This is a genomic window from Azohydromonas aeria, from assembly GCF_009760915.1.
Lineage (GTDB): Bacteria > Pseudomonadota > Gammaproteobacteria > Burkholderiales > Burkholderiaceae_C > Azohydromonas > Azohydromonas aeria.
This window is the reverse complement of record NZ_VIDQ01000014.1, coordinates 13,920-36,047: the sequence shown is the minus strand read 5'-3', so window position 1 is coordinate 36,047 and position 22,128 is coordinate 13,920. Positions and strand designations below refer to the sequence as shown.

Here is a 22,128-nt window from a genome sequence, read left to right as displayed (position 1 = left end):
TTCCCCGGCGGGACAGCCGCCGGGCAGGCAAGCAACGACACGGGAGACATTGATGGGCGTGATGGACCTGTTCCGGCTCGACGGCCAGGTGGCGCTGGTCACCGGCGGCTCGCGCGGGCTGGGGCTGCAGATGGCCCGGGCACTGGGCGAAGCGGGCTGCAAGGTGGCGATCAGCGCACGCAAGGAAGGCGAGCTGGCCGAAGCGAAGGCGGCCCTGGAGGCCGAGGGCATCGAGGTGCTCGCCATCGTCAACGACCTGCAGCAGTTCGACCGCATCCCGGTGCTGGTCGAAGCCGTGGTGCAGCGCTTCGGCGACATCGACATCCTCGTCAACAACGCCGGGGCCACCTGGGGGGCGCCGGCCGAGGAGTACCCGGACGAGGCGTGGCACAAGGTGATGAACCTCAACGTCAACGCGCCGTTCTTCCTGGCGCGCGAGGTGGGCCGGCGCTGCATGATCCCGCGCGGGCGCGGCAAGATCGTCAACGTCGCCTCGGTGGCGGGCCTCAAGGGCATGGCGCCGGGCGTGCACACCATCGCCTACAACACTTCCAAGGCCGCGGCCATCAACTTCACGCGGGCTCTAGCGTCGGAGTGGGGCCGATATGGCATCAACGTCAACGCGATCTGCCCCGGCTTCTTCCCTTCGAAGATGTCGGCCGGCCTGCTGGAGAGCATCGGCGAGCAGGTGGTCGCGCGCGCGCCGCTGCGGCGCCTGGGCGGCGACGAAGACCTGATGGGCGCCGTGGTGTTCCTGGCCAGCGAGGCCTCCCGCCACATCACCGGCCAGTACCTGGCAGTGGACGGCGGCACCTCGGCGCTGTGAGGCCCACCATCATCATGAACGACGCGCAGGCGCAATTCAGCGGCACCCGAGCAGTGGCGCCGCAGCATGCCTTCGACATCGGGGCCCTGCAGGCCTGGATGCGCGAGCAGGTGCCGGGCTTCGAGGGCACCCTGGAAGTCGAGCAGTTCAAGGGCGGCCAGTCCAATCCCACCTTCAGGCTCACGGCGGGCGAGCGGCGCTATGTGATGCGGCGCAAGCCCCCGGGGCAATTGCTGCCCTCGGCGCATGCGGTGGAACGGGAGTTCCGCGTCATGCAGGCGTTGGCGGCCACCGACGTGCCGGTGCCGCGCGTACACGCGCTGTGCGAGGACGCCTCGGTGATCGGCTCGGCCTTCTACGTCATGGACTGCGTCGAGGGGCGCATCCTGTGGGACCCCACCCTGCCGGGCATGGAGCCGGCCGAGCGTGCGGCGCACTACGGGGAGATGAACCGCGTCATCGCCGCGCTGCATGGGGTGGACCCGGCCGCGGTGGGCTTGTCGGACTACGGCAAGCCGGGTCACTACATCGAGCGCCAGGTGGCGCGCTGGACGCGGCAGTACCGCGCGGCCGAGACCGAGCCCATCCCCGCGGCCGATGCGCTGATCGACTGGTTGCCCAGGCACCTGCCGGCGGCCGTACCGGCGCGCATCGTGCACGGCGACTTCCGGCTCGACAACGTGGTGTTCCACGCCACGCAGCCGCGCATCCTGGCCGTGCTGGACTGGGAGCTCTCGACGCTGGGCGATCCGCTGGCCGACTTCGCCTACCACTGCATGCGCTGGCGGCTGCCCGCACCCGGCGGCCTGGCCGGCGCGGACCTGCAGGCACTGGGCATCCCGTCCGAGGCCGGGTACGTGCGCTGCTACCTGGAGCGCATGGGCGGCGGCGTGACGCTGGGCGAGGCCGACTGGAGCTACTACCTCGTGTTCAACATGTTCCGTCTGGTCGGCATCCTGCAAGGGGTCGCCCACCGTGCGCTGCAGGGCAATGCCTCCAGCGCTCAGGCGGTGGAAACGGGCAAGCGTGCCCGCCCGCTGGCCGAGCAGGCCTGGGCGCTGGCGCAAACCATCCGCTAGGGAGACAACGCATGGATTTCGAGTATTCGCCCAAGGTCAAGGAGCTGCTCCAGCGGCTGTCGGCCTTCATGGACCAGCATGTGTTCCCGGCCGAGGCACGCTTCGAGCGCGAGATGCAGGCCCACCGCGACGCCGGCAATCCCTGGCAGCCCGCGCCGGTGATGGAAGAGCTCAAGACCAAGGCCCGCGAGGCCGGGCTGTGGAACCTGTTCCTGCCCGAGTCGAAGTACGGCGCGGGTCTCACCAACCTGGAGTACGCCCCGCTGTGCGAGCTCATGGGCCGCTCGCCCATCGGCAGCGAACCGTTCAACTGCTCCGCGCCGGACACCGGGAACATGGAGACGCTGGTGCGCTACGGCTCGGCCGAGCAGCAGGAGCGCTGGCTGCTGCCCTTGCTCGATGGCCGCATCCGCTCGGGTTTCGCCATGACCGAGCCCGATGTCGCTTCCTCCGACGCCACCAACATCGAGGCGCGCATCGAGCGCGACGGTGACGAGTACGTGATCAACGGCCGCAAGTGGTGGACGTCGGGCGCCAACGACCCGCGCTGCGAGATCCTGATCTTCATGGGCAAGAGCGATCCCGATCATCCCGACCGCCACAAGCAGCAGTCGATGATCCTGGTGCCCATGGAAACGCCGGGCGTCAAGGTGCTGCGCCACCTGCCGGTGTTCGGCTACGACGATGCGCCGCACGGCCATGCCGAGGTGCTGTTCGAGAACGTGCGCGTGCCCGCGGCCAACATGCTGCTGGGCGAGGGCCGCGGCTTCGAGATCGCGCAGGGGCGGCTGGGCCCCGGGCGCATCCACCACTGCATGCGCGTCATCGGCCGCGCCGAGCGCGCGCTGGAGGCAATGTGCCGGCGCTCGCTGCAGCGCACCGCCTTCGGCCGCAAGCTCGCCGACCAGGGTGTCACGCGCGAGCGCATCGCGCAGTCGCGCATCCTCATCGATCAGGCGCGGCTGCTGGTGCTCCACGCGGCCTGGAAGATGGACACCGTGGGCAACAAGGCCGCGCGCCAGGAGATCGCGATGATCAAGGTCGCGGCCCCGTCCATGGCGCTGCAGGTGATCGACTGGGCGATGCAGCTGCACGGCGGCGGCGCCGTCAGCGACGACCTCGGCCTGGCCCGCGCCTGGGCCAGCACCCGCACGCTGCGCTTTGCCGACGGGCCCGACGAGGTGCATCGCAACGCCATCGCCAAGATGGAGCTCGCCCGCCACCAGGAGCACTGACGCCATGGCCGAGCAATTGCATTTCGCGCACTGGCCGCCGGGCGTGCCGCGGCACCTGACGCTGCCGCAGACGCACCTGTTCTACAACGCCGAGGTGTCGGCCACCCGCTTTCCCGACAAGCCCTTCATCGTCTTCTACGACTCGGTGCTGACCTTCGCGCAGTTCCGCGAGGAGGCCGAGACGCTGGCCGGCTGGCTGCAGCACGAGGCCGGCGTGAAGCGCGGCGACCGCGTGCTGCTGGACATGCAGAACAGCCCGCAGTGGGTGCTGGCCTTCTACGCCATCCTGCGTGCCGACGCGGTGGTGGTGCCGGTGAACCCGATGAACCGTTGCGAGGAGCTGAGGCACCTGGCGGCGGACAGCGGGGCCACGGTGGCTGTCGTCGGGCAGGAGTTGCTGGACGAGGTGCGGCCGCTGCTGGGGCGGGGTCTGGAGCGCGTCCTCGTAGCCACCTACGGCGACCACCTGACCGCGCCGACCGACCTGCGCGTGCCCGACTTCGTGTCCGCGCCGCGCATCCCGCTGGACGATCCGCGCCTCACGGCGTGGGGCGGCGCGCTGGCGCGCCGGCTGCGGCCGCTGCCCATGCAGGCTGGTCCGGACGACCCGGCCGTGATGCCCTACACCTCGGGCACCACCGGCAACCCCAAGGGTTGCGTCCACACCCACCGCAGCGTGATGAGCACGCTGGTGGGCGGCACCACCTGGTTTTCGCGCACGCAGGACGCGGTGTACCTGGCGGCGCTGCCCTTCTTCCACGTCACCGGGCTGTCGGGCAGCATGAACGGGCCGCTTTACGTGGGCGCCACCGTCGTGGTGCTGCCGCGCTGGGACCGCGACGCCGCGGCGGCGCTGATGCAGCGCTACCGCGTCACGGTGTGGCAGGCGATCACGGCGATGGTGGTGGACTTCGTGGCCAACCCCCGGCTGCCGGCATACGACCTCTCCAGCCTGCAGGGCATCCGCGGCGGCGGCGCGGCCATGCCCGAGGCCGTGGCGCAGCGGCTCAAGGAGCTCACGGGGCTGGACTTCGTCGAGGGCTACGGCATGTCCGAAACCATGGCGGCCACGCACATCAACCCGCCGCAGCGGCCCAAGCCGCAGTGCCTGGGCATCCCGGTGTTCGACGTCGATGCCCGCATCATCGACCCCGTGACGCTGCAGGCGCTGCCGCAGGGCGAGAGCGGCGAGATCGTCGTGCACGGCCCGCAGGTGATGCAGGGCTACTGGAACAATCCGGGCGCCAACGCCGGGGCCTTCGTCGAGCTGGACGGCAAGCGCTTCCTGCGCACCGGCGACCTCGCGCGCATCGATGAGGACGGCTACTTCTTCATGACCGACCGCCTCAAGCGCATGATCAACGCCTCGGGCTACAAGGTCTGGCCGGCCGAGGTCGAGGCGCTGATGTACCACCACCCGGCGGTGCAGGAGGCCTGCGTGATCGCCGCCCCCGATGCCAAGCGCGGGGAGACCGTCAAGGCGGTGGTGGTGCTGCGCCCGGGGTTCGAGCATTTGACCGAGCAGGACCTGATCGACTGGGCGCACGAGCACATGGCGGCCTACAAGAGCCCGCGCATCGTGCAGTTCGTCAGCGCGCTGCCCAAGTCGGGCTCGGGCAAGGTGATGTGGCGCCAGCTGCAAGAGACCGAGGCTGGGAACTCAGGAGCGCGCGCATGAAGGCCCTGGTGTGCAGCGCCTTCGGGCCGATCGCCGACTTGCGCCCGGGCACGCTGCCCGACCCGGTGCCGGGCGAGGGCCAAGTGCTGATCGAGGTGAAGGCCGCGTCGGTGAACTTCCCCGACGCGCTGATCGTGCAGGGCCGCTACCAGGTGCGGCCCGAACTGCCCTTCGCGCCGGGGGCCGAGGCCGCGGGCGTCGTGCGAGCGCTGGGGCCGGGCGTGCAAGGCTTCAGCGTCGGCGACACGGTGGTGGCCTCCACCGGCCACGGTGCCTTCGCGGAGCTGTGCCTGGCGCAGGCCGCGAAGGTGTCCCGGCTGCCGCAGGGCATGGACTTTGAGCACGGCGCGGCCTTCGTGCTGACCTACGGCACCTCGCTGCACGCGCTGCAGCAGGTGGGTCGGCTGCAGGCCGGCGAAACGCTGCTGGTGCTGGGCGCCGCAGGGGGCGTGGGGCTGGCGGCCATCGAGATCGGCCGGGCGCTGGGCGCGCGCGTGATCGCGGCGGCCTCCAGCGAAGAAAAGCTGGCGCTGTGCCGCCGCAGCGGCGCCGATGCGACCATCGACTACACCCAGCCCGAGTGGCGGCGCCGGGTGGAGGCGCTGACGGACGGGCAGGGGGCCGACGTGGTCTATGACGCCGTGGGTGGCGTCCATGCCGAGCCGGCGCTGCGGGCCACGGCCTGGCGCGGGCGCTACCTGGTGGTCGGCTTCGCGGCGGGCGAGATCCCGCGCCTGCCGCTCAATCTCGCGCTGCTCAAGGAGCGGCAGATCCTGGGCGTGTTCTGGGGCGAGGCCATGCGCCGCGACCCGGCGCAACACGAGGCCAACATGGCGCAGCTGGGGCGCTGGTTCGAGCAGGGGCTGCTCAGGCCTGCCATCACCGAGCGCGTGCCGCTGGACCATGCCGCCGCGGCCATCCAGCGCCTGGCCGACCGGCAGGCGATGGGCAAGCTGGTCGTGCTGCCGGGGGCTGACGCATGAACAGCTACCAGATGGATGAGCTCCCGGCGCTGGTTGGCCGGCCGCTGGGCAGCAGTGGATGGCTCCAGGTGGACCAGGACCGCATCGACCGCTTCGCGCAGGCCACCGGCGACGCGCAGTGGATCCACGTGGACCCGGCGCGTGCCGCGGCCGGGCCCTTCGGCGGCACGGTGGCGCATGGCTACCTGACGCTGTCGCTGCTGCCGGCCCTGTCGGCCACGGCCTTTCGCTTGGCCGACAGCCGCATGGGCGTGAACTACGGCCTCAACCGCGTGCGCTTTCCGGCGCCGGTGCCCGTGGACAGCTTGCTGCGCGGGCACTTCACGCTGCTGCGCTGCGAGCCCTGCGAGGGCGGGCTGCAGCTCACCCTCGAAGCGCGCGTCGAACGCCAGGGCAGCGACAAGCCGGTGTGCGTGGCCGAGACGCTGTCGCGCCGCTACCGCTGAAACGCATTTTCTCGATGGCCCCACCGAGGGCCGCACCAACCGGAGACAACGATGACCGCAACCTCCAAGACCCGCCGCCTGCTGCTGGCCGGCTACGCCGCCGCGCTGCTGGCCCCGGCCGGCGCCGCGCTGGCGCAGGGCTTTCCAGCCAAGCCGATCACGCTGATCGTGCCCTGGCCCGCGGGCGGCTCCACCGACCGGCACATGCGGCTGCTGGCCGAGCTCGCCTCCAAGCAGCTGGGGCAGAACATCATCGTCGAGAACAAGCCCGGCGCCGGCGGCACGCTGGGCCCGGGCATGATGGCGCAGACCGCCAAGCCCGATGGCTACACCATCGCCCAGTTCCCCATGGGCATGCTGCGCGTGCCGCACATGCAGAAAACGGCCTGGAACCCGCTCAACGACTTCAGCTACATCATCGGCGTCTCGGGCTACACCTTCGGCTTCACGGTGCGCGCCGACTCGCCCTACAAGAGCTTCAACGACTACATCGAGGCCGCACGCAAGGCGCCCGGCAAGGTGGACTACGGCTCCACGGGCATCGGCACCAGCCCGCACTTGCTGATGGAGGAGCTGGCCGAGAACGCCAAGGTGCAGCTCACGCACGTGCCCTTCAAGGGCAACGCCGACTTGCAGCAGGCCTTGCTGGGCGGGCATGTCAGCGCGCAGAGCGACGCCACCGGCTGGGACAAGTTCGTGGACGGCGGGCAGATGCGGCTGCTGCTGACCTTCGGCGAGCAGCGCACCAAGCGCTGGCCCAGCGTGCCCACGGCCAAGGAGCTGGGCTACAACGTGGTGTCCGCCTCGCCCTACGGCATCGTCGGCCCCAAGGGCATGGACCCGGCCGTGATGAAGACGCTGCACGAGGCGTTCAAGAAGGCGATGGACGACCCGCGGCACCAGGAGGTGCTGGAGCAGCTCAACCAGCAGCCCTGGTACCGCAGCGGCGAGGACTACCGCAAGTGGGCTGCCGAGACCTTCCAGCGCGACAAGGCGCTGATCGAGCGGCTGGGCCTGGCAATGAAATGAGCCGGGGCTGGACCGTTTTCCTGTGGGGGCGCTTGGGGCGCCCCTTTTTCCCGGGAGCCTTGCGATGACCTTGATGAACCGGCAAATCCTGCTTGCCTCGCGCCCCCAGGCCGCGGCGAGCACCGACAACTTCAGGCTGGTCGAGACGCCGCTGCCGCCGCTGCAGGACGGGCAGGTGCTGGTGCACCATCACTGGCTGAGCCTGGATCCGTACATGCGCGGGCGCATGAGCGACGCCAAGAGCTACGCGGCGGCGCAGCCGCTGGGCGAAGTCATGCTCGGCGGCACCGCGGGCGAGGTGGTCGAGTCGCGCCACCCGAAATTCGCGCCGGGCGACAAGGTGGTGGGCATGGGCGGCTGGCAGCTCTACCAGGTGGCGGACCCTTCCCGCCCCGGCGCGCTGCGCAGGGTGGACGACCGCCGCGTCCCGCTGCAGGCCTACCTGGGCGTGGTCGGCATGCCGGGCGTCACGGCCTGGTACGGCCTCAACCGCATCCTTGACCCGCAGCCGGGGCAGACCGTGGTGGTCAGCGCGGCCAGCGGCGCCGTCGGCGGCGTGGTGGGGCAGCTGGCGAAGCGGCGCGGTGCCCGGGCCGTGGGCATTGCCGGCGGTTCCGAGAAATGCCGCTTCGTGGTGGAGGAGCTGGGCTTCGACGCCTGCGTGGACCATCGCGCGCATGCCGACCTCGCGTCGCTGGCGGCGGCACTGCGCGAGGCCTGCCCGCAGGGCATCGACGGCAACTTCGAGAACGTTGGCGGACGCATCCTCGACGCCGTGATGCTCAACGCCAATGCCTTCAGCCGCGTGGCGCTGTGCGGCCTGATCGCCGGCTATGGCGGCGAGGACATCCCGATGGCGAACCCGCGGCTCATCCTCACCAACCGCATGCGCATCGAGGGCTTCATCGTCAGCGAGCACCCGGCGGTGTGGCCGCAGGCGCTGCAGGAGCTGGCTGAGTTGGTCGGCGGCGGCGAGCTGAAGTACCGCGAGAGCGTGGCCCAGGGCCTGGAGGCCGCCCCAGACGCCTTCCTGGGCATGCTGCAGGGCCGCAACTTCGGCAAGCAGCTGGTGCGGCTGGTCTGAATTCCGGCGGCCGTGCCGCCGCGCTGCTCTCCCGTTAAGTTCTGCATGGCGGAACATATTGACTGATCGCGGAACCGGTCGCAATGACACTCTGCGGGCATCCCTCCTCGATTGGTTTAATTGACTGAGCATGTAGGCCACCAGGGTCAGTCCGGTTGCCATGCCAAGATCATGTCTGTAGATTCCGCATAGCAGAAGTAAATTCTGCTGGAACCGTAAGGATGCATATCATGACCCGGACCCTGGACATCACCAACCTGCGCGAGGCCGTGACGCCGCAGGAATGGCGGGCGCGTGTGGACCTGGCCGCGTGCTACCGGCTGGTGGCGCTGTTTGGCTGGGACGACCTGGTGTTCACGCACATCTCGTTGCGGGTGCCCGGGCAGCCCGAGCAGTTCCTCATCAACCCCTACGGGCTGGGCTTCGACGAGATCACGGCCTCCAGCCTGGTGAAGGTGGACCACGAGGGCCGGCCGTTGATGGACAGCCCCTTCGACATCAACCCCGCGGGCTTCGTCATCCACAGCGCGGTGCATGCCGGCCGCCCGGGCGTGAACTGCGTGCTGCACACGCACTCGCTGCACGGTACGGCGGTATCCGCGCAGGCTGGCGGCTTGCGGCCGATTTCGCAGCAGGCGGCGTTGGTGCTGCCGCGCCTGGCCTATCACGCCTACGAGGGCTTGGCTCTGCGCGAGGACGAGAAGGCTCGCCTGGTGGCCGACCTGGGCTCGCGCAACTTGATGATCCTGCGCAATCACGGCCTGCTCGCCTGCGGCCGCAGCGCGGCGGAGGCCTTCAACGGCATGTACCTGCTGGAGGCGGCCTGCCGCATCCAGGTGTTGGCGCAGGCTGGCGGCGGCGCGCTCGTGGAGGTGCCGCAGGACATCGTCGACGGCATGCCACAGCAAAGCCGCGAGGTCACGCGCGGCCAGGGCGCGGACCTGGTGTGGCCCGCCCTGCTGCGCCGCCTGGACCGCCGCCTGCCCGGCTACGACGCCTGAGGTCCGCCATGGCAATCCTGGTGCTGTCCCGTCCCTTGCCGGCGCAACCCTTCGTCGAGGCGCTGCGTGCGATCGCGGGCGACACACCGGTGTGGACGGAGGGCGATGACTTCGACCCCCGCCGCGTCGAGGCGCTGCTGGCCTGGCGGCTCAAGCCCGGCATCCTGCCGCGCTACCCGGGCTTGCGCGTGCTGTGCTCCACCGGCGCGGGCGTGGACAAGCTGATGGTGGACGATCTGCCTGCGGCGACGCCCGTCACCCGCGTGGTGGACCCGCTGCAGGCGGTGCAGATCGCGCAGTACGTGGTCGCCTGCACGCTGCGCTTCACCCGCGAGCTGCCGCGCTACGAGGCACAGCAGGCGCGCGCGCAGTGGCTGCGCCACCCGGTGCGCTCTCCCGGGGCGTGTCGGGTCGTGGTGCTGGGTCTGGGGGCGGTGGGGCAGGCGATCGCACGTGCCTTTGCGGCGCTGGGTTTCGAAGTGGCAGGCTGGGTGCGCCGCCCGCGCGAGTTGCCCGGGGTGCAGGTGTTCGCGGGTCGCAAGCAGCTGGGTGCGCTGCTGGCGCGCAGCGACATCCTGGTCAACGCGCTGCCGCTGACGCCCGATACGCGCGCGCTGCTGGACCTCCACACGCTCGGCGCGCTGCCGCGCGGGGCCTTCCTGGTCAACGTCGGACGTGGCGAGCATGTGGTCGAGCCGCACCTGCGCGCGCTGCTCGATGAGGGGCACCTGGCCGGCGCCGCGCTGGACGTGTTCGAGCGCGAGCCCCCGGCACCGGACAACTGGGTGTGGACGCATCCCAAAGTGCTGGCCACGCCGCACATCGCGGCGCAGGCCGCCTTCCAGACCGTGGCCGAGCAATGCCTGGACGCGCTGCGGCGTGCCCGCGCCGGCCTGCCGCAGCCCCACGCCGTGGATCGCCAGGCGGGCTACTGAGCCCCTCACCAACGCAGGTGCCCAGCGCCGCGGCCAGCCCTGTCCTCGTCAAGGAACGCTTCATGACCGACACCAGCAACCTGCCCGGCTTCGATGCCATGCCGGAGCGCATCCGGCTGCATGCCCGACTCGCACCCGAAAGGACGGCGCTGGTGGTGGCCGGCTGCCGGCTGAATTACGCGCAGCTCGATGCGCTGATGGACCGCATCGCCGCGGCGCTGCAGCGTGACGGCATCCGGCCTGGCGACGCGGTCGCGGTGTGCGCTGCCACCTCGGTCGAATACGCGGCCCTGTTCCTGGGGGCGCTGCGTGCCGGCGCGGTGGTGGCGCCGCTGGCGCCGGGCGCCACGCCCGAGAGCCTGCAGCGCATGCTCGCGGACGCCGACGCCAAGCTGCTGTTCCTCGACGCCTCGGTCCAGCCGGGCGAGGGCGGTCCGCCGCGCATCGCGCTCGACGGCTCGGCTGCGGGGCGCGCGCTGTCCGAGTGGCTGGAAGGCGCCGGGCAGCCCGCCGCGGTCGAGATCCAACCCGAGTGGCCCTTCAACATCATCTATTCCTCGGGCACCACCGGCGAGCCCAAGGGCATCGTGCAGCCGCATTCGATGCGCTGGGCCTATGCCCTGCGTGCCGCGCGCTATGGCTACGCGGGCGACACCGTCACGCTGCTGTCCACGCCGCTGTACTCCAACACCACGCTGGTGGTGTTCTTCCCCACGCTGGCCTTTGGCGGCTGCGTGGTGCTGATGCCCAGGTTCGACGCCCGTGGCACCCTGGAACTGGCGCAGAAGCACCGCATGACGCACACCATGCTGGTGCCGGTGCAGTACCAGCGGTTGATGGCGCTGCCGGAATTCGACACCTTCGATCTTTCGTCCACCCGCTACAAGTTCTGCACCAGCGCGCCGTTTGGGGCCGAGCTCAAGGCCGAGGTGCTGCGGCGCTGGCCGGGTGGGCTGGTGGAGTTCTATGGCATGACCGAGGGCGGCGGCAGCTGCGTGCTGGAGGCGCACCTGCATCCCGACAAGCTGCACACCGTGGGTCGCCCGGCGCCGGGGCATGAGCTGCGGTTGGTCGATGCCGAGGGGCGCGAGCTGCCGGCCGGCGACCCGGCCGCCGTCGGCGAGGTGGTGGGCCACTCCGCCGGGATGATGCGCGGCTATCACAAGCGCCCCGATGCGACGCGCGAGGCTGAATGGTTCGATGCCACGGGCAAGCGCTTCATCCGCACCGGTGACATCGGACGCTTCGATGCCGACGGCTTCCTGACGCTGCTGGACCGGCGCAAGGACCTGATCATCTCCGGCGGCTTCAACATCTACCCGAGCGACCTGGAGGCCACGTTGCGCGAGCATCCGGCCGTGGCCGACGCCGCGGTGGTGGGCGCACCCAGCGCGCGTTGGGGCGAGACACCGGTGGGCTTCGTCGTCAGGCGCGAAGGCCATGCCATGGACGAAGACGAATTGCTGCAGTGGACCAACGCACGGCTGGGCAGGATGCAGCGGCTGCAGTCATTGCATTTCATCAACGAGCTGCCGCGCAGCGCCATCGGCAAGGTGCTCAAACGGGAGCTGCGCGAGCGGCACCAGGCCGCCTGATCACGCCAAGGAGACAAGACATGATGCAACGTCGCCAATTCAACCTCGGCCTGGCCGCGGCGCTGGCTGCGCCGGCCGCTGCCTTCGCGCAGAACTGGCCTGGTAAACCCATCCGCCTGATCGTGCCGTACCCGCCGGGCGGCTTCACCGACGTGACGGCACGCCTCATCGGCCAAAAGCTCGGCGAGCGCCTGGGCCAGACGGTCGTGGTGGACAACAAGTCCGGCGCCAACGGCACCCTGGGCGTCGATGCGCTGGCCAAGGCGCCGGCCGACGGCTACACGCTGGCGGTGGTGATTGCCGCGCATGCGGCCAACACCACGCTGTACGCCAAGCTGCCCTACGACCCGCGCAAGGACTTGGCCGCGGTGTCGCTGATCGGCATCTCGCCGCTGGTGGCGGCAGTCAACAACGACGCACCGTTCAAGACCGTGCCCGAGCTCATCGCTTACGCCAAGAAAAACCCCGGTAAGGTCAGCTTCGGCTCCAGCGGCAACGGCTCGGCTGTCCACCTGACGACCGAGCTGCTCAAGTCGGTGGCGGGCGCGGACATGGTCCACATCCCGTACCGTGGCGCGGCTGCCGCGCTGACGGACCTGATGGGCGGCCAGATCCAGCTGTTCATGGATGCCGCGCAGGGACTGATCCAGCCCGGCCGCAGCGGCAAGGTGCGCCTCATCGGGGTGGCGGCCGAGAAGCGGCTGCCGGTGCTGCCGGAGGTGCCTACCTTCATCGAGCAGGGCTTGAGCGGCTTCACCGGCAGCACTTGGGCCGGCCTGCTGGCGCCCGCGGGCACCCCGCAGCCGATCCTGCGCCGGGTGGCGGAGGAGGTGGCGCAGATCGTGCGCATGGACGACGTGAAGGCCAAGCTTGAAGCCATGGGCACCATCCCGGTGGGCAGCAGCCCCGCGGAATTCGACGGCTTCATCAATGCGGAAACGGCCAAGTGGGGCAAGGTCATCCGTGAGGCCAGGGTGGTGCTGGAGTGAGCACGGCAGGCAGGCTGATCCAGCGCCGGGACGGGGCGGTGCTGGTGCTGACCCATGACAACCCCGGGGTGCGCAATGCGCTCAGCCCGGAGTTCTACGCGGCGCTCACGGCGGCGCTGGCCGAGGCGCAGGCCGACACGCAGATCGGTGCCGTGGTGCTCACCGGCGCCGGCCGCTTCTTCTGCGCCGGCGGCGACCTGCGTCAGCTGGCGCAGCGGCGGGAGCTGGCGCCCGAGGTGCGCCGCGAGCGCTTGGAGGGGCTGCACGGCCTCGTGCGCACGCTGCGCGACTGCCGCAAGCCCGTCATCGCCGCGGTGGAGGGCGGCGCGGCCGGTGCGGGGGTGTCACTGGCGCTGGCCTGTGACCTGCTCGTCATGGCGCGTGACGCCTACTTCAGCGTCGCCTACGTCAAGGTCGGCCTCACGCCGGACGGCGGCGCCACCTTCTTCCTGACCGAGCTGCTGCCACGCCAGCTGCTGACCGAGCTGTGCCTCACGGGCGAGCGCATCGCGGCCGAGCGGCTGGCGCAATTCGGTGCGGTGAACCGGCTGGCCGAGCCCGGACGGGCCGTGGACGAGGCCGTCGCGCTCGCGCAGCGCCTGGCTGCGGGCCCGGCGCGGGCCACGGTCCGAATCAAGGACCTGTGCCGCCATGCCGTCGGCGCCACGCTGGACGAGCAGCTGGAGCGCGAGGCGCGTCACATGGTGGATGCGCTCGGCGACGCCGAGTCTGCCGAGGGCATCGCGGCCTTCTTCGACAAGCGCGCCGCCGACTTCCGCACGCTGCGCAGCGCCCACGAGGCAACAACGAAATGACGACTTCAACTCCTTCCGCGTCGCTGCCCCTGGCCGGCGTGCGCGTGCTGGACCTCTCGCGCGTGCTGGCAGGCCCGATGAGCGCGATGGTGCTGGGCGACCTGGGCGCCGAGGTCATCAAGGTGGAGCATCCGCGCCGCGGCGACGACACGCGTGACTGGGGCCGGCGCGTGGGCCGCACCGAGACCGCCTACTTCAACAGCGTCAACCGCAACAAGCGCTCCGTCGCGCTGGACCTGCAGACGGCGGAAGGACAAACCCTGGCGCGCGCGCTGGCCCTCCAGAGCGACGTCGTGATCCAGAACTTCAAGCTCGGCGGCGTGGAGAAGATGGGCCTGGGCTACGAGCAGTTGCGCTCCCAACGGCCAGGCCTGGTGTACTGCTCGATCTCGGGCTATGACCGCAGCGGTCCGGAGGCTGCGCGCCCGGGTTACGACCTGCTGGTTCAGGGCGAGGCGGGACTGATGGCGCTCAACGGTGAGGCCGAGCGCCCGCCGCTGAAGTTCGGCATCGCGGCCGTGGACATGTTCACCGGCATGTACGCGGCGCAGGCCGTGCTCGCGGCGCTGTACGAGCGCGAGCGCAGCGGCCAGGGCCGGCACATCGAGATGGCGCTGTTCGACTGCGGGCTGATGATCACCTCCTACTACGGGCTGGAGGCGTTGCTGCAAGGGGAGGACCCGCCGCGCTACGGCAACGCGCATCCGTCCATCGTGCCCTATGGCGTGTTCGACGCCGCAGACGGGCCGCTGGTGATCACGGTAGGCAACAACAGCCAGTTCCAGCGCTTCTGCCGCGAGGTGATCGAGCGTCCGGAACTGGCCGAGGACTCGCGCTTCCGCACCAACCTGGACCGCTCGGCCCACCGTGCCGAGCTGCTGCCGCACATCGGGCGCGAGCTGGCCCGCCGCACGCGGCGCGAGCTGCTGGACCGGCTCAACGCCTGCGGCATTCCCTGCGGCGAAGTGCTGGGCCTGCACGAGGCGCTGACCTCGTCGCGCGCCGTCGAGGCCGGGCTGGTGACGCAGCAGCCTCATCCCGAGGCGGGCAGCACCCCGGTACTGGCGCCGCCCTATCGCTTCGACGGCACGCGGATGCCCGTGCGCCGGCCGCCACCCCAGCTCGGTGGCGACACCCGGCAGGTGTTGCAGGAGCTGCTGGCGCTCTCCGACGACGAGCTGGCCGGCCTCAAGGACCGTGGCGTCGTCTGACGCACGACAGGCACAGGGCGTAAAGGGAGGACGCTTCCATGCAGCAAAGCCATTGGCCGACGGCAGTCACCGCGCTGTTCGGCACGCGGCTGCCCATCGTGGCCGGCGGGTTGATGTGGCTGTCGAACGCGGACTACGTGGCTGCCGCCGCGCGCAGCGGGATGATCGGCTTCGTCACGGCGGCGAGCTTTCCGGCGTCCGGGGCGCTGCGGGCCGAGATCCGGCGCTGCCGCGAACTGTGCGAGGGCGCGCCCTTCGGCGTCAACGTGTCCATGCTGCCCAAGCTCGTGCCTGGCGAGAGGACGCGCGAGGTCTTCGAGACCATCGTTGAGGAGGGCGTGCGCTTCGTCGAGACCTCCGGCCGCAATCCCGAGGAGTACCTGCCGCTGCTCAAGACGGCCGGCATCAAGGTGCTGCACAAGGTGCCGGCGCTGCGCCATGCCGTGAAGGCAGCGTCGATCGGCGTGGATGCCGTGGCCATCGTCGGGGCGGAGTGCGGCGGGCATCCGGGCCTGGACATGGTGGGCACCATCGTCAACGCCGCCTGGGCCGACGGTCGCCTGGACATTCCGTACCTGATCGGCGGCGGCATTGGCCATGGCTCGCAGATTGCGGCCGCGCTGGCCATGGGCGCCGCCGGCGTGGTGATGGGCACACGCTTCCTCGTCGCGGACGAGGTCTGGGCCCATGCCGACTACAAGCGCCGCCTCGTGCAGGCGCAGCCCACCGACACCGAGCTGTGCATGCAGACCGTCGGCAACACGGTGCGCAGCCTGCGCAACGAGACGACCGGCGCCGTCAGGGCGCTGGAAGCCACGCAGCCGGGCCTGACGATTCAGGACCTCATGCCGTTGGTGTCGGGACGCATCGGCCGCGAGGCCTACCTCAGTGGTGACTGGTCCAAGGGGCTGCTGTCCGCCGGCCATGCCCTGGCCTTCGTCGACCGCCTGGAGCCGCTGGCCGCGATCGTCGCTCGCCTGGAGCAGCAGATGCACGAGGCGCTGCGCCGGCTGGCCCCGCCGTCGGCCGCAACCTGACGAGACCGGTTCCCGCACCTTCTTCCAACACTGACAAAGGCAGACCATGGCCAAGCCCCACCACGCACAACGCCGCCGCCTGCTGGGTCTGGCCGGCGCGACCTTGGCCTCGGCGGCCTGGCCGGGCCTGGCACGTAGCCAGGGCTTTCCGTCCCGGCCGCTGACGCTGGTCGTGCCCTTTGCCGCGGGGGGCACGACCGACATCCTGGGTCGTCTCATGGGCAAGCAGCTCAGCACCCGGCTGGGCGTGGCTGCGGTGGTGGAGAACAAGGCCGGTGCTGGCGGCAACATCGGCGCGGCCCAGGTGGCGAAGGCCCCGGCCGACGGTCACACCCTGCTGGTCGGCACCGTCGGCACGCATGCGATCAACCAGGCGCTCTACAAGAAGCTGCCCTACGACCCGATCAAGGATTTCGCTCCGATTGCGCTAATCGCTACGCTGCCCAATGTGCTGGTGGTGCATCCCTCGTTGCCAGTGCGCAGCGTCAAGGACTTGGTTGCACGCGCCAAGGCCGAACCCGGCAAGTTGACTTATGCCTCTGCGGGCAACGGCACATCCATCCATCTCTCGGGCGCCATGTTCGGGCAATTGGCTGGCGTGCAACTGCAGCATGTGCCCTATCGCGGCAGCGCACCGGCGGTGGCTGACCTGATCGGGGGCCAGACCGCGATGATGTTCGACAACCTGCCCTCGGCCCTGCCGCACATCCGGTCGGGCGCGCTACGCGCGATCGCTGTGACGTCGGCCAGGCGCTCGCCCGCCTTGCCTGACGTGCTCACCGTTGCCGAGAGTGGTGTGCCCGGCTTCGATGCCAGTTCGTGGTTCGGCCTGTGGGCTCCCGCCGCCACGCCGGCGGCTGTGCTGGCACGGCTGGTTGCGGAGTCACGCGCCAGCCTGGTGGATGCGGAGGCGCAGCGCGTGATGGCTGAGCAGGGCGCCGAGCCCGGCCACATGGGGCCTGAGCAGTTCGCAGCCTTCATCCGCCAGGAAGCAGACAAGTGGGCGCAGGTAGTGCGCAGGGCCAACGTCACCCTGGATTAACGAAAGGTTCCATCCTGACAATGGCGCGTCCACGGCAGCCTATGCGTACAGGACACCGCTGCGCCTGTTGACTGTAGTGGCGCCTTTGCTGTTCGATTTGGCGGATTGAATGGGCTCCCACTCGAATCGGCATTGGCGTGCCCGAGGTGGTAGACATCGACCACTCGAACTGAGGGGAACGTTCACCAAGAATATTGCGACAACCAGTGGATTTGACATAAGCGCCGTGATTTCCGTGCGCCGCTCACTGCTTCTGGAGCGAAAATGCGCGCCGTTGCTGGCGTGTAACTTAACTATTGCCAAGTCACAATACCATCGTTGTGCTGAAATGGCGGCAGCGTGGCTCAGCCTGAACTTGCCAACCAGAGTGAGATGATATCCAAGCGGTGTTGGGTGTCGATCTTTCGTCCTGGATGCTGGAGTCAATGGTTATGCTTGATCAGGAAGAACGAGATAAGAAAAAATCATCCATAGCTAGCCAAAAGGGCAAATACGGCATAGGCCGCAAAGGCGACGACCATCTTTATGCTTGCAACAACTCGGGGGCTCATGGCTGCCTCAGCAATGAGTGGGGAGGGGATATCAATTGTTCTGCCGCCAAGCCATATATTGCGAATGCTGCATATAACATCCTTGTTGGAGCATGCGGGCAGAGTTGAGCCGTATTGCATCACCTTGCTGGCGAAGTGCTGATATTCCGGCGAAGCAGTCGGCAAGATCGACTTCTTTCGTACGTCCAGCGCGCAGCATTAATCTGATGCTCCAAGAGGATTTCGTGGAAGCAAACGGAATATGGCTTGATACGCAGAGGCATAAAGCCGCTTTCCCGATTCTTGCTCCTGCGGGGTTTGCTGCCCTGCCTGCCCAGTTGGCGGCAATGAGTGGCTGATTAACTACTTTGGGCTAAAGGACTGCGGCAGGTAAGTCCTTTTGTTGTTCTCTGACGGAGATCAACTGCTGTCGATACTTCGGGCACTGCTTTGTAGCCTCCAACCCCAGCCCCTCATTGGCTTTATCAGTCTGACCTCATTGACGTAGCGTCATTGATGAGACTGTGAATTGCACTTATCAGCCCAATGCGGTGTCGATTGCGCCGGTCCCGGTGCGGCTGCGACTTCCCTCCCGCCGCCTGGAGCAGCGCCGCCGTTGCCGGCTATTGACCCGAGGCTGCGCCGCAGGGGCACACCCTGCGGGTGTTGAGAAGGTACCGCCATGGGTGAGGCGCCGCCATTCGACATCGCGGTCCCGGGAGCTTCAGCCGGCGGTGGGGCGGCGATCCTTGCCATCCCACAGGAGTTGGCGACGGACTTTCACGTGCCGCCGGTCGTGATGCAGCCCTTGTCGCCGGGGGCCATCTTTCCGGACGTGCCCGCGAGCCATGGGCTGCATCACGCACGCCGCCTGCTCCCGAACGGTGTTGCCCGGGATGCTGCTGCAGGCCCCGGCGCTCTCCCGGGCTACGCTCAGCAGCATGGATGCAGAACTTCCCCACGCCGCAGGCTGCGCCCGGCCGCTGGACCAGGGCGAGATGGCTCAGCACGTGCGCGACCGCGACCGGGCCGCCACGCCGCAGGGACCCGCGCGGCAGGGGCCGGCGGGCCCGTGCACGATCGTGCAGACCGCGCTGGCGCCCGCCCGGGCCTCGCGCGTGAGCGTGAGCCTGCAGCGCGGCCGCGGCTGGCTCGTCGGCAGCATCGAGGACGACGGCGTGGGCTTCGATGCAGGCAACATCGGCACGCCTTCGGTCGGCCGGGCCCAGTGGGGACTGCTGGGCATGCGCGAGCGCATGGAAGCCCCGGGTGGAAGCTTCGAGATCGAGTCCCATGCGGGCGCAGGCACCACCGTGCTGCTGCGCGCGCCCCTGGACAGGAGGCAAGCCTCATGAAGAACAAAGACGCCCCCTTCGACGCCGGCCCCGACTTCCTGCAAGGCGGCGGCGAGCTCGGCGCGCTGATCCGCGCCCGGGACTGGTCCGGCACGCCGCTGGGCGCGCCGCAAGGCTGGCCGCAGAGCCTGCGCACCGCGGTGAGCCTGTGCCTGGTCTCCGGGTTCCCCATCAGCATCATCTGGGGGCCGCAGCGCACGCAGCTCTACAACGACCGCTACCGCGACTGCTGCGGCGACGCGCACCCGCGCGCCCTGGGTGCGGACTACCGCGAGACGTGGGCCAGCGCCTGGCCGGCGATCGGCGAGTCCTTCGAGCGTGCCCTGGCCGGCGAGACCGTGTCCCGGGAGAACCAGCGCATGTTCCTGCGCCGCCTCGGCGGCCGCCTGGAGGAGGCTTTCCTCACCTTCTCGCACTCGCCCATCCGCGACGAGAGCGGCCGCATCGCCGGGGTGTTCCACCCCGTCGCCGAGACCACCACGGCCATGCTGGCCGAGCGCCGCGCGCAGGCGTTGCGCGAGCTGGGCACGTGCCTGGAGCTGGCGCGGGACGAGGCCGACGTGGCACGCCGCACCGTGCAGGCGCTCGCTGCCTTCGAGTGGGACGTGCCGCTGCTGCTGTACTACCGCTTCGACGCGGCCCTGGGCGGCTACCGCCTGGCCGGCTGCCACGGCGTGCGCGCCGGCAGCGCCGCGGCGCCGCAGCAGCTGTCGCCGCAGGCCGTGGAGCCCTGGCCGGTGGCGCAGGCCCTGAGGACGGCGCGCATGGTCGAGGCGGGGCACTTGCCGGCGCTGCTGCAAGGCGAGCCCTGTGGCCCCTACGAGGAGCCGCCCGCCACGGCCTTCGTCATCCCCCTGGCCACGCCGCTGGGCCCGCCGGCGCCGGCGCTGCTGGTGGCGGGCGTCTCGGCGCGGCTGCCGCTGACCGAGACCTACCGCAGCTTCCTCGCGCTGCTGGGCGTGGCCCTCTCCAACGCGCTGGTCGCCCTGCGCGCCCGCGTGGACGAGCAGCGCCGTGTCCAGGCGCTGGCCGAGATCGACCGCGCCAAGACCGCCTTCTTCTCCAACGTCAGCCACGAGTTCCGCACGCCGCTCACGCTCATGCTGGCGCCGCTGGAGGAACTGCTGGCCGGCGCGCCGCTGGAGGGCGCCGTGCGCGAGCCGCTGCGGGTGGTGCACCGCAACGGCTTGCGGCTGCTGCGCCTGGTCAACACGCTGCTGGACTTCAGCCGCGTGGAAGCCGGCCGGGCCCGCGCCCGCTACGAGCCCACCGACCTGGCCGCCCTCACGGCCGACCTGGCCAGCAGCTTCCGCTCGGCCTGCGAGGCCGCCGGGCTGGCGCTGGTGATCGACTGCCCGCCGCTGCCCGAAACCGTGTTCGTGGACCGGGAGATGTGGGAGAAGGTCGTGCTCAACCTGCTCTCCAACGCCTTCAAGTTCACGTTCGAGGGCCGCATCACGGTGGCGGTGCGCCAGCAGGGCGCGCACGCGGTGCTGACGGTACGGGACACGGGCACCGGCATTCCCGCGCACGAGCTGCCGCGCGTCTTCGAGCGCTTCCACCGCGTCGAGGCGGCGCGCGGGCGCTCGCACGAGGGCTCGGGCATCGGGCTGGCGCTGGTGCAGGAACTGGTCAAGCTGCACGGCGGCACGGTGCAGCTGGCGAGCACCTGGGGCGAGGGCAGCTGCTTCACGGTGCAACTGCCGCTGGGCCGCTCGCACCTGAGCGCCGACCACGTCAGCGGGGCAGATGAACAGCCGCTGGCCTCCACCGCCACGCGGCCCGAGGCCTTCGTGGAGGAGGCGCTGCGCTGGCTGCCCGCGTCGGCGGCGCGCGACGCCAACGCCAGCGAGCTGCTGCACGGGCTGCCCGATCCGCCGCTGGCGCATCTGCCGCCCACCGAGCGCGCGCGCGTGCTGCTGGTCGAGGACAACGCCGACATGCGCGGCTACGTGGCGCGGCTGCTGTCACCGGGCTTCGACGTGGAGGCGGTGGCCGACGCGCAGGCGGCGCTGGCGGCCGTGCAGCAGCAGGTTCCCGAGCTGGTGCTGGCCGACGTGATGCTGCCGGGGCTGGACGGCCTGGCGCTGCTGCAGGCGCTGCGCGCGCGGGAATCCACGCGCGAGCTGCCCGTGATCCTGCTGACCGCCCGCGCCAGCGAGGACAGCCGCGTGCACGGCATGCAGTCGGGCGCCGACGACTACATCGTCAAGCCCTTCAGCGCGCGCGAGCTGGTGGCGCGCGTGGAGGCGCACGTGAAGCTGGCGCGGCTGCGCCGCGAGTCGCGCGAGCGGCTGGAGCAGTGCGTGGCCGAGCGCACGCAGGAGCTGCAAACCCTGGCCACGCGCCAGCGCCGGCTGCTGCAGCACCTGGAGACGATGCAGGACGAGGAGCGCCGGCGCATCGCGCGCGAGCTGCACGACTCGCTTGGCCAGCAGCTCACCGCCGTGTCGCTGGCGCTGGGCGCGCTGCACGGAAAGCTGCGCGGCCGCGCTGCCGGCGAGGACGTGGCCGAGGTCAGGCGCGCCCTGGAGGTGGCCGACCGCGACCTGGACCGGCTGGTGTTCGAGCTGCGGCCGGCGGCGCTGGAGCACGGCGGCCTGCACGAGGGCATCACCGCCTACGTGTCGTCGTGGTCGGCGCTGACCGGCCAGCCGGTGGACCTGCTGCTGCGCGGGCTGCAGGGGCGGGCACTGCCCGTGCACGTGGAGCTGGCGGTGTTTCGCGTGGTGCAGGAGGCGCTCAACAACATCGCCAAGCATGCGCGCTCGCGCAGCGTCAGCGTGTCGGTGGAGTGCTTCAAGGCCCGGCTCGTGGCCAGCGTCGAGGACGACGGCGTGGGCTTCGACGCGGCCCGGGCGCTGGACGTGGAGGCCGGGCAGGTGAACTGGGGCCTGGTGGGCATGCGCGAGCGCATCGAGGCCCTGGGCGGCAGCTTCGAGATCGAGTCCCGGCCGGGCGAGGGCACGGCGGTGCTGTGGCGGGTGCCGCTGCGCCAGCAGGCGCCAGGCTGAGCCGCGACCCGTGCCCGCCTGGACGGCCTCAAGCCGGCCGCGGGCCGCCCGGCTCCGACAAGGCCTGGTTGACCGCGCCCAGCTGCGCCAGCAGGCGGTCCACGCGCTGCAGCAGCTCCACGCCTGTCAAGCCGCCGTGAGGCGCATCGCCCGGGACGTTGGGCTGCAGCGCCAGGAGCTCGCTCTCCAGGGCGTCACGGCGTGCCTGCAACTCGCTTCGTGGGTCCATGGCGGCAAGTCTGGT

General features: G+C 70.3%; 20 protein-coding genes. 18 read left to right on the top strand and 2 right to left on the bottom strand.

Features of this window, described 5'->3' with window-relative positions:
• Positions 1–52: 52 nt before the first annotated feature.
• The 16 genes from FJ694_RS11030 (at position 53) to FJ694_RS10955 (ending at position 16,985) form a co-directional block, all read left to right on the top strand.
• Entirely contained in the window at positions 53–826 is a 774-nt protein-coding gene (locus FJ694_RS11030) for an SDR family oxidoreductase (protein ID WP_157266997.1), read from the top strand.
• 14 nt (positions 827–840) lie between these two features.
• Entirely contained in the window at positions 841–1,905 is a 1,065-nt protein-coding gene (locus FJ694_RS11025; RefSeq protein ID WP_157266993.1) for a phosphotransferase, read from the top strand.
• A gap of 11 nt (positions 1,906–1,916) precedes the next feature.
• On the top strand, positions 1,917–3,140 hold the full coding sequence (locus FJ694_RS11020; RefSeq protein WP_157266990.1) for an acyl-CoA dehydrogenase family protein: 1,224 nt from the start codon (positions 1,917–1,919) through the stop codon (positions 3,138–3,140).
• A gap of 4 nt (positions 3,141–3,144) precedes the next feature.
• Entirely contained in the window at positions 3,145–4,818 is a 1,674-nt protein-coding gene (locus FJ694_RS11015) for a long-chain fatty acid--CoA ligase (protein ID WP_157266987.1), read from the top strand.
• Entirely contained in the window at positions 4,815–5,801 is a 987-nt protein-coding gene (locus FJ694_RS11010) for an NADPH:quinone oxidoreductase family protein (protein ID WP_157266984.1), read from the top strand. The genes FJ694_RS11015 and FJ694_RS11010 overlap by 4 nt, the downstream gene beginning before the upstream one ends.
• Positions 5,798–6,247, top strand: coding sequence for a MaoC family dehydratase (locus FJ694_RS11005; RefSeq protein WP_157266981.1), 450 nt, complete (start codon positions 5,798–5,800; stop codon positions 6,245–6,247). The genes FJ694_RS11010 and FJ694_RS11005 overlap by 4 nt, the downstream gene beginning before the upstream one ends.
• Positions 6,248–6,298: 51 nt before the next feature.
• Entirely contained in the window at positions 6,299–7,276 is a 978-nt protein-coding gene (locus tag FJ694_RS11000) for a tripartite tricarboxylate transporter substrate binding protein (RefSeq protein ID WP_157266978.1), read from the top strand.
• A 73-nt stretch (positions 7,277–7,349) separates the two neighbouring features.
• Entirely contained in the window at positions 7,350–8,360 is a 1,011-nt protein-coding gene (locus FJ694_RS10995) for an NADP-dependent oxidoreductase (RefSeq protein WP_375140208.1), read from the top strand.
• Between the two features lie 230 nt (positions 8,361–8,590).
• Positions 8,591–9,361: a class II aldolase/adducin family protein gene (locus tag FJ694_RS10990; protein WP_157266972.1), complete on the top strand. Its 771-nt coding sequence runs from the start codon at positions 8,591–8,593 to the stop codon at positions 9,359–9,361.
• Positions 9,362–9,369: 8 nt separating this feature from the next.
• Positions 9,370–10,296, top strand: coding sequence for a 2-hydroxyacid dehydrogenase (locus tag FJ694_RS10985; protein WP_157266969.1), 927 nt, complete (start codon positions 9,370–9,372; stop codon positions 10,294–10,296).
• A gap of 62 nt (positions 10,297–10,358) precedes the next feature.
• Positions 10,359–11,891, top strand: coding sequence for a class I adenylate-forming enzyme family protein (locus FJ694_RS10980; protein ID WP_157266966.1), 1,533 nt, complete (start codon positions 10,359–10,361; stop codon positions 11,889–11,891).
• Between the two features lie 20 nt (positions 11,892–11,911).
• Entirely contained in the window at positions 11,912–12,880 is a 969-nt protein-coding gene (locus tag FJ694_RS10975; protein ID WP_157266963.1) for a tripartite tricarboxylate transporter substrate binding protein, read from the top strand.
• Entirely contained in the window at positions 12,877–13,695 is an 819-nt protein-coding gene (locus tag FJ694_RS10970; RefSeq protein ID WP_157266960.1) for an oxepin-CoA hydrolase, alternative type, read from the top strand. Before FJ694_RS10975 ends, FJ694_RS10970 begins: the two co-directional genes overlap by 4 nt.
• Positions 13,692–14,906, top strand: a complete 1,215-nt coding sequence (locus FJ694_RS10965) for a CaiB/BaiF CoA transferase family protein (protein ID WP_157266957.1) — start codon at positions 13,692–13,694, stop codon at positions 14,904–14,906. Before FJ694_RS10970 ends, FJ694_RS10965 begins: the two co-directional genes overlap by 4 nt.
• 38 nt (positions 14,907–14,944) lie before the next feature.
• Positions 14,945–15,943, top strand: coding sequence for an NAD(P)H-dependent flavin oxidoreductase (locus FJ694_RS10960; RefSeq protein ID WP_157266954.1), 999 nt, complete (start codon positions 14,945–14,947; stop codon positions 15,941–15,943).
• Positions 15,944–15,989: 46 nt separating this feature from the next.
• Entirely contained in the window at positions 15,990–16,985 is a 996-nt protein-coding gene (locus FJ694_RS10955; RefSeq protein ID WP_157266951.1) for a Bug family tripartite tricarboxylate transporter substrate binding protein, read from the top strand.
• A gap of 464 nt (positions 16,986–17,449) precedes the next feature.
• On the opposite strand, the gene FJ694_RS10950 is transcribed toward FJ694_RS10955, so the two are convergent.
• Positions 17,450–17,701, bottom strand: coding sequence for a hypothetical protein (locus FJ694_RS10950; RefSeq protein WP_157266949.1), 252 nt, complete (start codon positions 17,699–17,701; stop codon positions 17,450–17,452).
• A gap of 755 nt (positions 17,702–18,456) precedes the next feature.
• On the opposite strand from FJ694_RS10950, the gene FJ694_RS10945 reads away from it, so the two are divergent.
• The gene (locus FJ694_RS10945) at positions 18,457–18,870 is read left to right on the top strand and encodes an ATP-binding protein (protein WP_157266946.1); all 414 of its coding nucleotides are present in this window, start codon (positions 18,457–18,459) and stop codon (positions 18,868–18,870) included.
• Positions 18,867–21,884 (top strand): ATP-binding protein, encoded by a 3,018-nt coding sequence (locus tag FJ694_RS10940; protein WP_157266943.1) that lies wholly within the window; start codon positions 18,867–18,869, stop codon positions 21,882–21,884. Before FJ694_RS10945 ends, FJ694_RS10940 begins: the two co-directional genes overlap by 4 nt.
• 28 nt (positions 21,885–21,912) lie before the next feature.
• On the opposite strand, the gene FJ694_RS10935 is transcribed toward FJ694_RS10940, so the two are convergent.
• Positions 21,913–22,113, bottom strand: a complete 201-nt coding sequence (locus FJ694_RS10935) for a hypothetical protein (RefSeq protein WP_157266941.1) — start codon at positions 22,111–22,113, stop codon at positions 21,913–21,915.
• Positions 22,114–22,128: the final 15 nt, after the last annotated feature.

Bases quoted from the DNA above. Each gene is read 5' to 3' on its own strand.
- FJ694_RS11030 (WP_157266997.1), top strand. From the start codon at position 53: ATGGGCGTGATGGACCTGTTCCGGCTCGACGGCCAGGTGGCGCTGGTC.
- FJ694_RS11025 (WP_157266993.1), top strand. From the start codon at position 841: ATGAACGACGCGCAGGCGCAATTCAGCGGCACCCGAGCAGTGGCGCCG.
- FJ694_RS11020 (WP_157266990.1), top strand. From the start codon at position 1,917: ATGGATTTCGAGTATTCGCCCAAGGTCAAGGAGCTGCTCCAGCGGCTG.
- FJ694_RS11015 (WP_157266987.1), top strand. From the start codon at position 3,145: ATGGCCGAGCAATTGCATTTCGCGCACTGGCCGCCGGGCGTGCCGCGG.
- FJ694_RS11010 (WP_157266984.1), top strand. From the start codon at position 4,815: ATGAAGGCCCTGGTGTGCAGCGCCTTCGGGCCGATCGCCGACTTGCGC.
- FJ694_RS11005 (WP_157266981.1), top strand. From the start codon at position 5,798: ATGAACAGCTACCAGATGGATGAGCTCCCGGCGCTGGTTGGCCGGCCG.
- FJ694_RS11000 (WP_157266978.1), top strand. From the start codon at position 6,299: ATGACCGCAACCTCCAAGACCCGCCGCCTGCTGCTGGCCGGCTACGCC.
- FJ694_RS10995 (WP_375140208.1), top strand. From the start codon at position 7,350: ATGAACCGGCAAATCCTGCTTGCCTCGCGCCCCCAGGCCGCGGCGAGC.
- FJ694_RS10990 (WP_157266972.1), top strand. From the start codon at position 8,591: ATGACCCGGACCCTGGACATCACCAACCTGCGCGAGGCCGTGACGCCG.
- FJ694_RS10985 (WP_157266969.1), top strand. From the start codon at position 9,370: ATGGCAATCCTGGTGCTGTCCCGTCCCTTGCCGGCGCAACCCTTCGTC.
- FJ694_RS10980 (WP_157266966.1), top strand. From the start codon at position 10,359: ATGACCGACACCAGCAACCTGCCCGGCTTCGATGCCATGCCGGAGCGC.
- FJ694_RS10975 (WP_157266963.1), top strand. From the start codon at position 11,912: ATGATGCAACGTCGCCAATTCAACCTCGGCCTGGCCGCGGCGCTGGCT.
- FJ694_RS10965 (WP_157266957.1), top strand. From the start codon at position 13,692: ATGACGACTTCAACTCCTTCCGCGTCGCTGCCCCTGGCCGGCGTGCGC.
- FJ694_RS10960 (WP_157266954.1), top strand. From the start codon at position 14,945: ATGCAGCAAAGCCATTGGCCGACGGCAGTCACCGCGCTGTTCGGCACG.
- FJ694_RS10955 (WP_157266951.1), top strand. From the start codon at position 15,990: ATGGCCAAGCCCCACCACGCACAACGCCGCCGCCTGCTGGGTCTGGCC.
- FJ694_RS10945 (WP_157266946.1), top strand. From the start codon at position 18,457: ATGGATGCAGAACTTCCCCACGCCGCAGGCTGCGCCCGGCCGCTGGAC.
- FJ694_RS10940 (WP_157266943.1), top strand. From the start codon at position 18,867: ATGAAGAACAAAGACGCCCCCTTCGACGCCGGCCCCGACTTCCTGCAA.
- FJ694_RS10935 (WP_157266941.1), bottom strand. From the start codon at position 22,113: ATGGACCCACGAAGCGAGTTGCAGGCACGCCGTGACGCCCTGGAGAGC.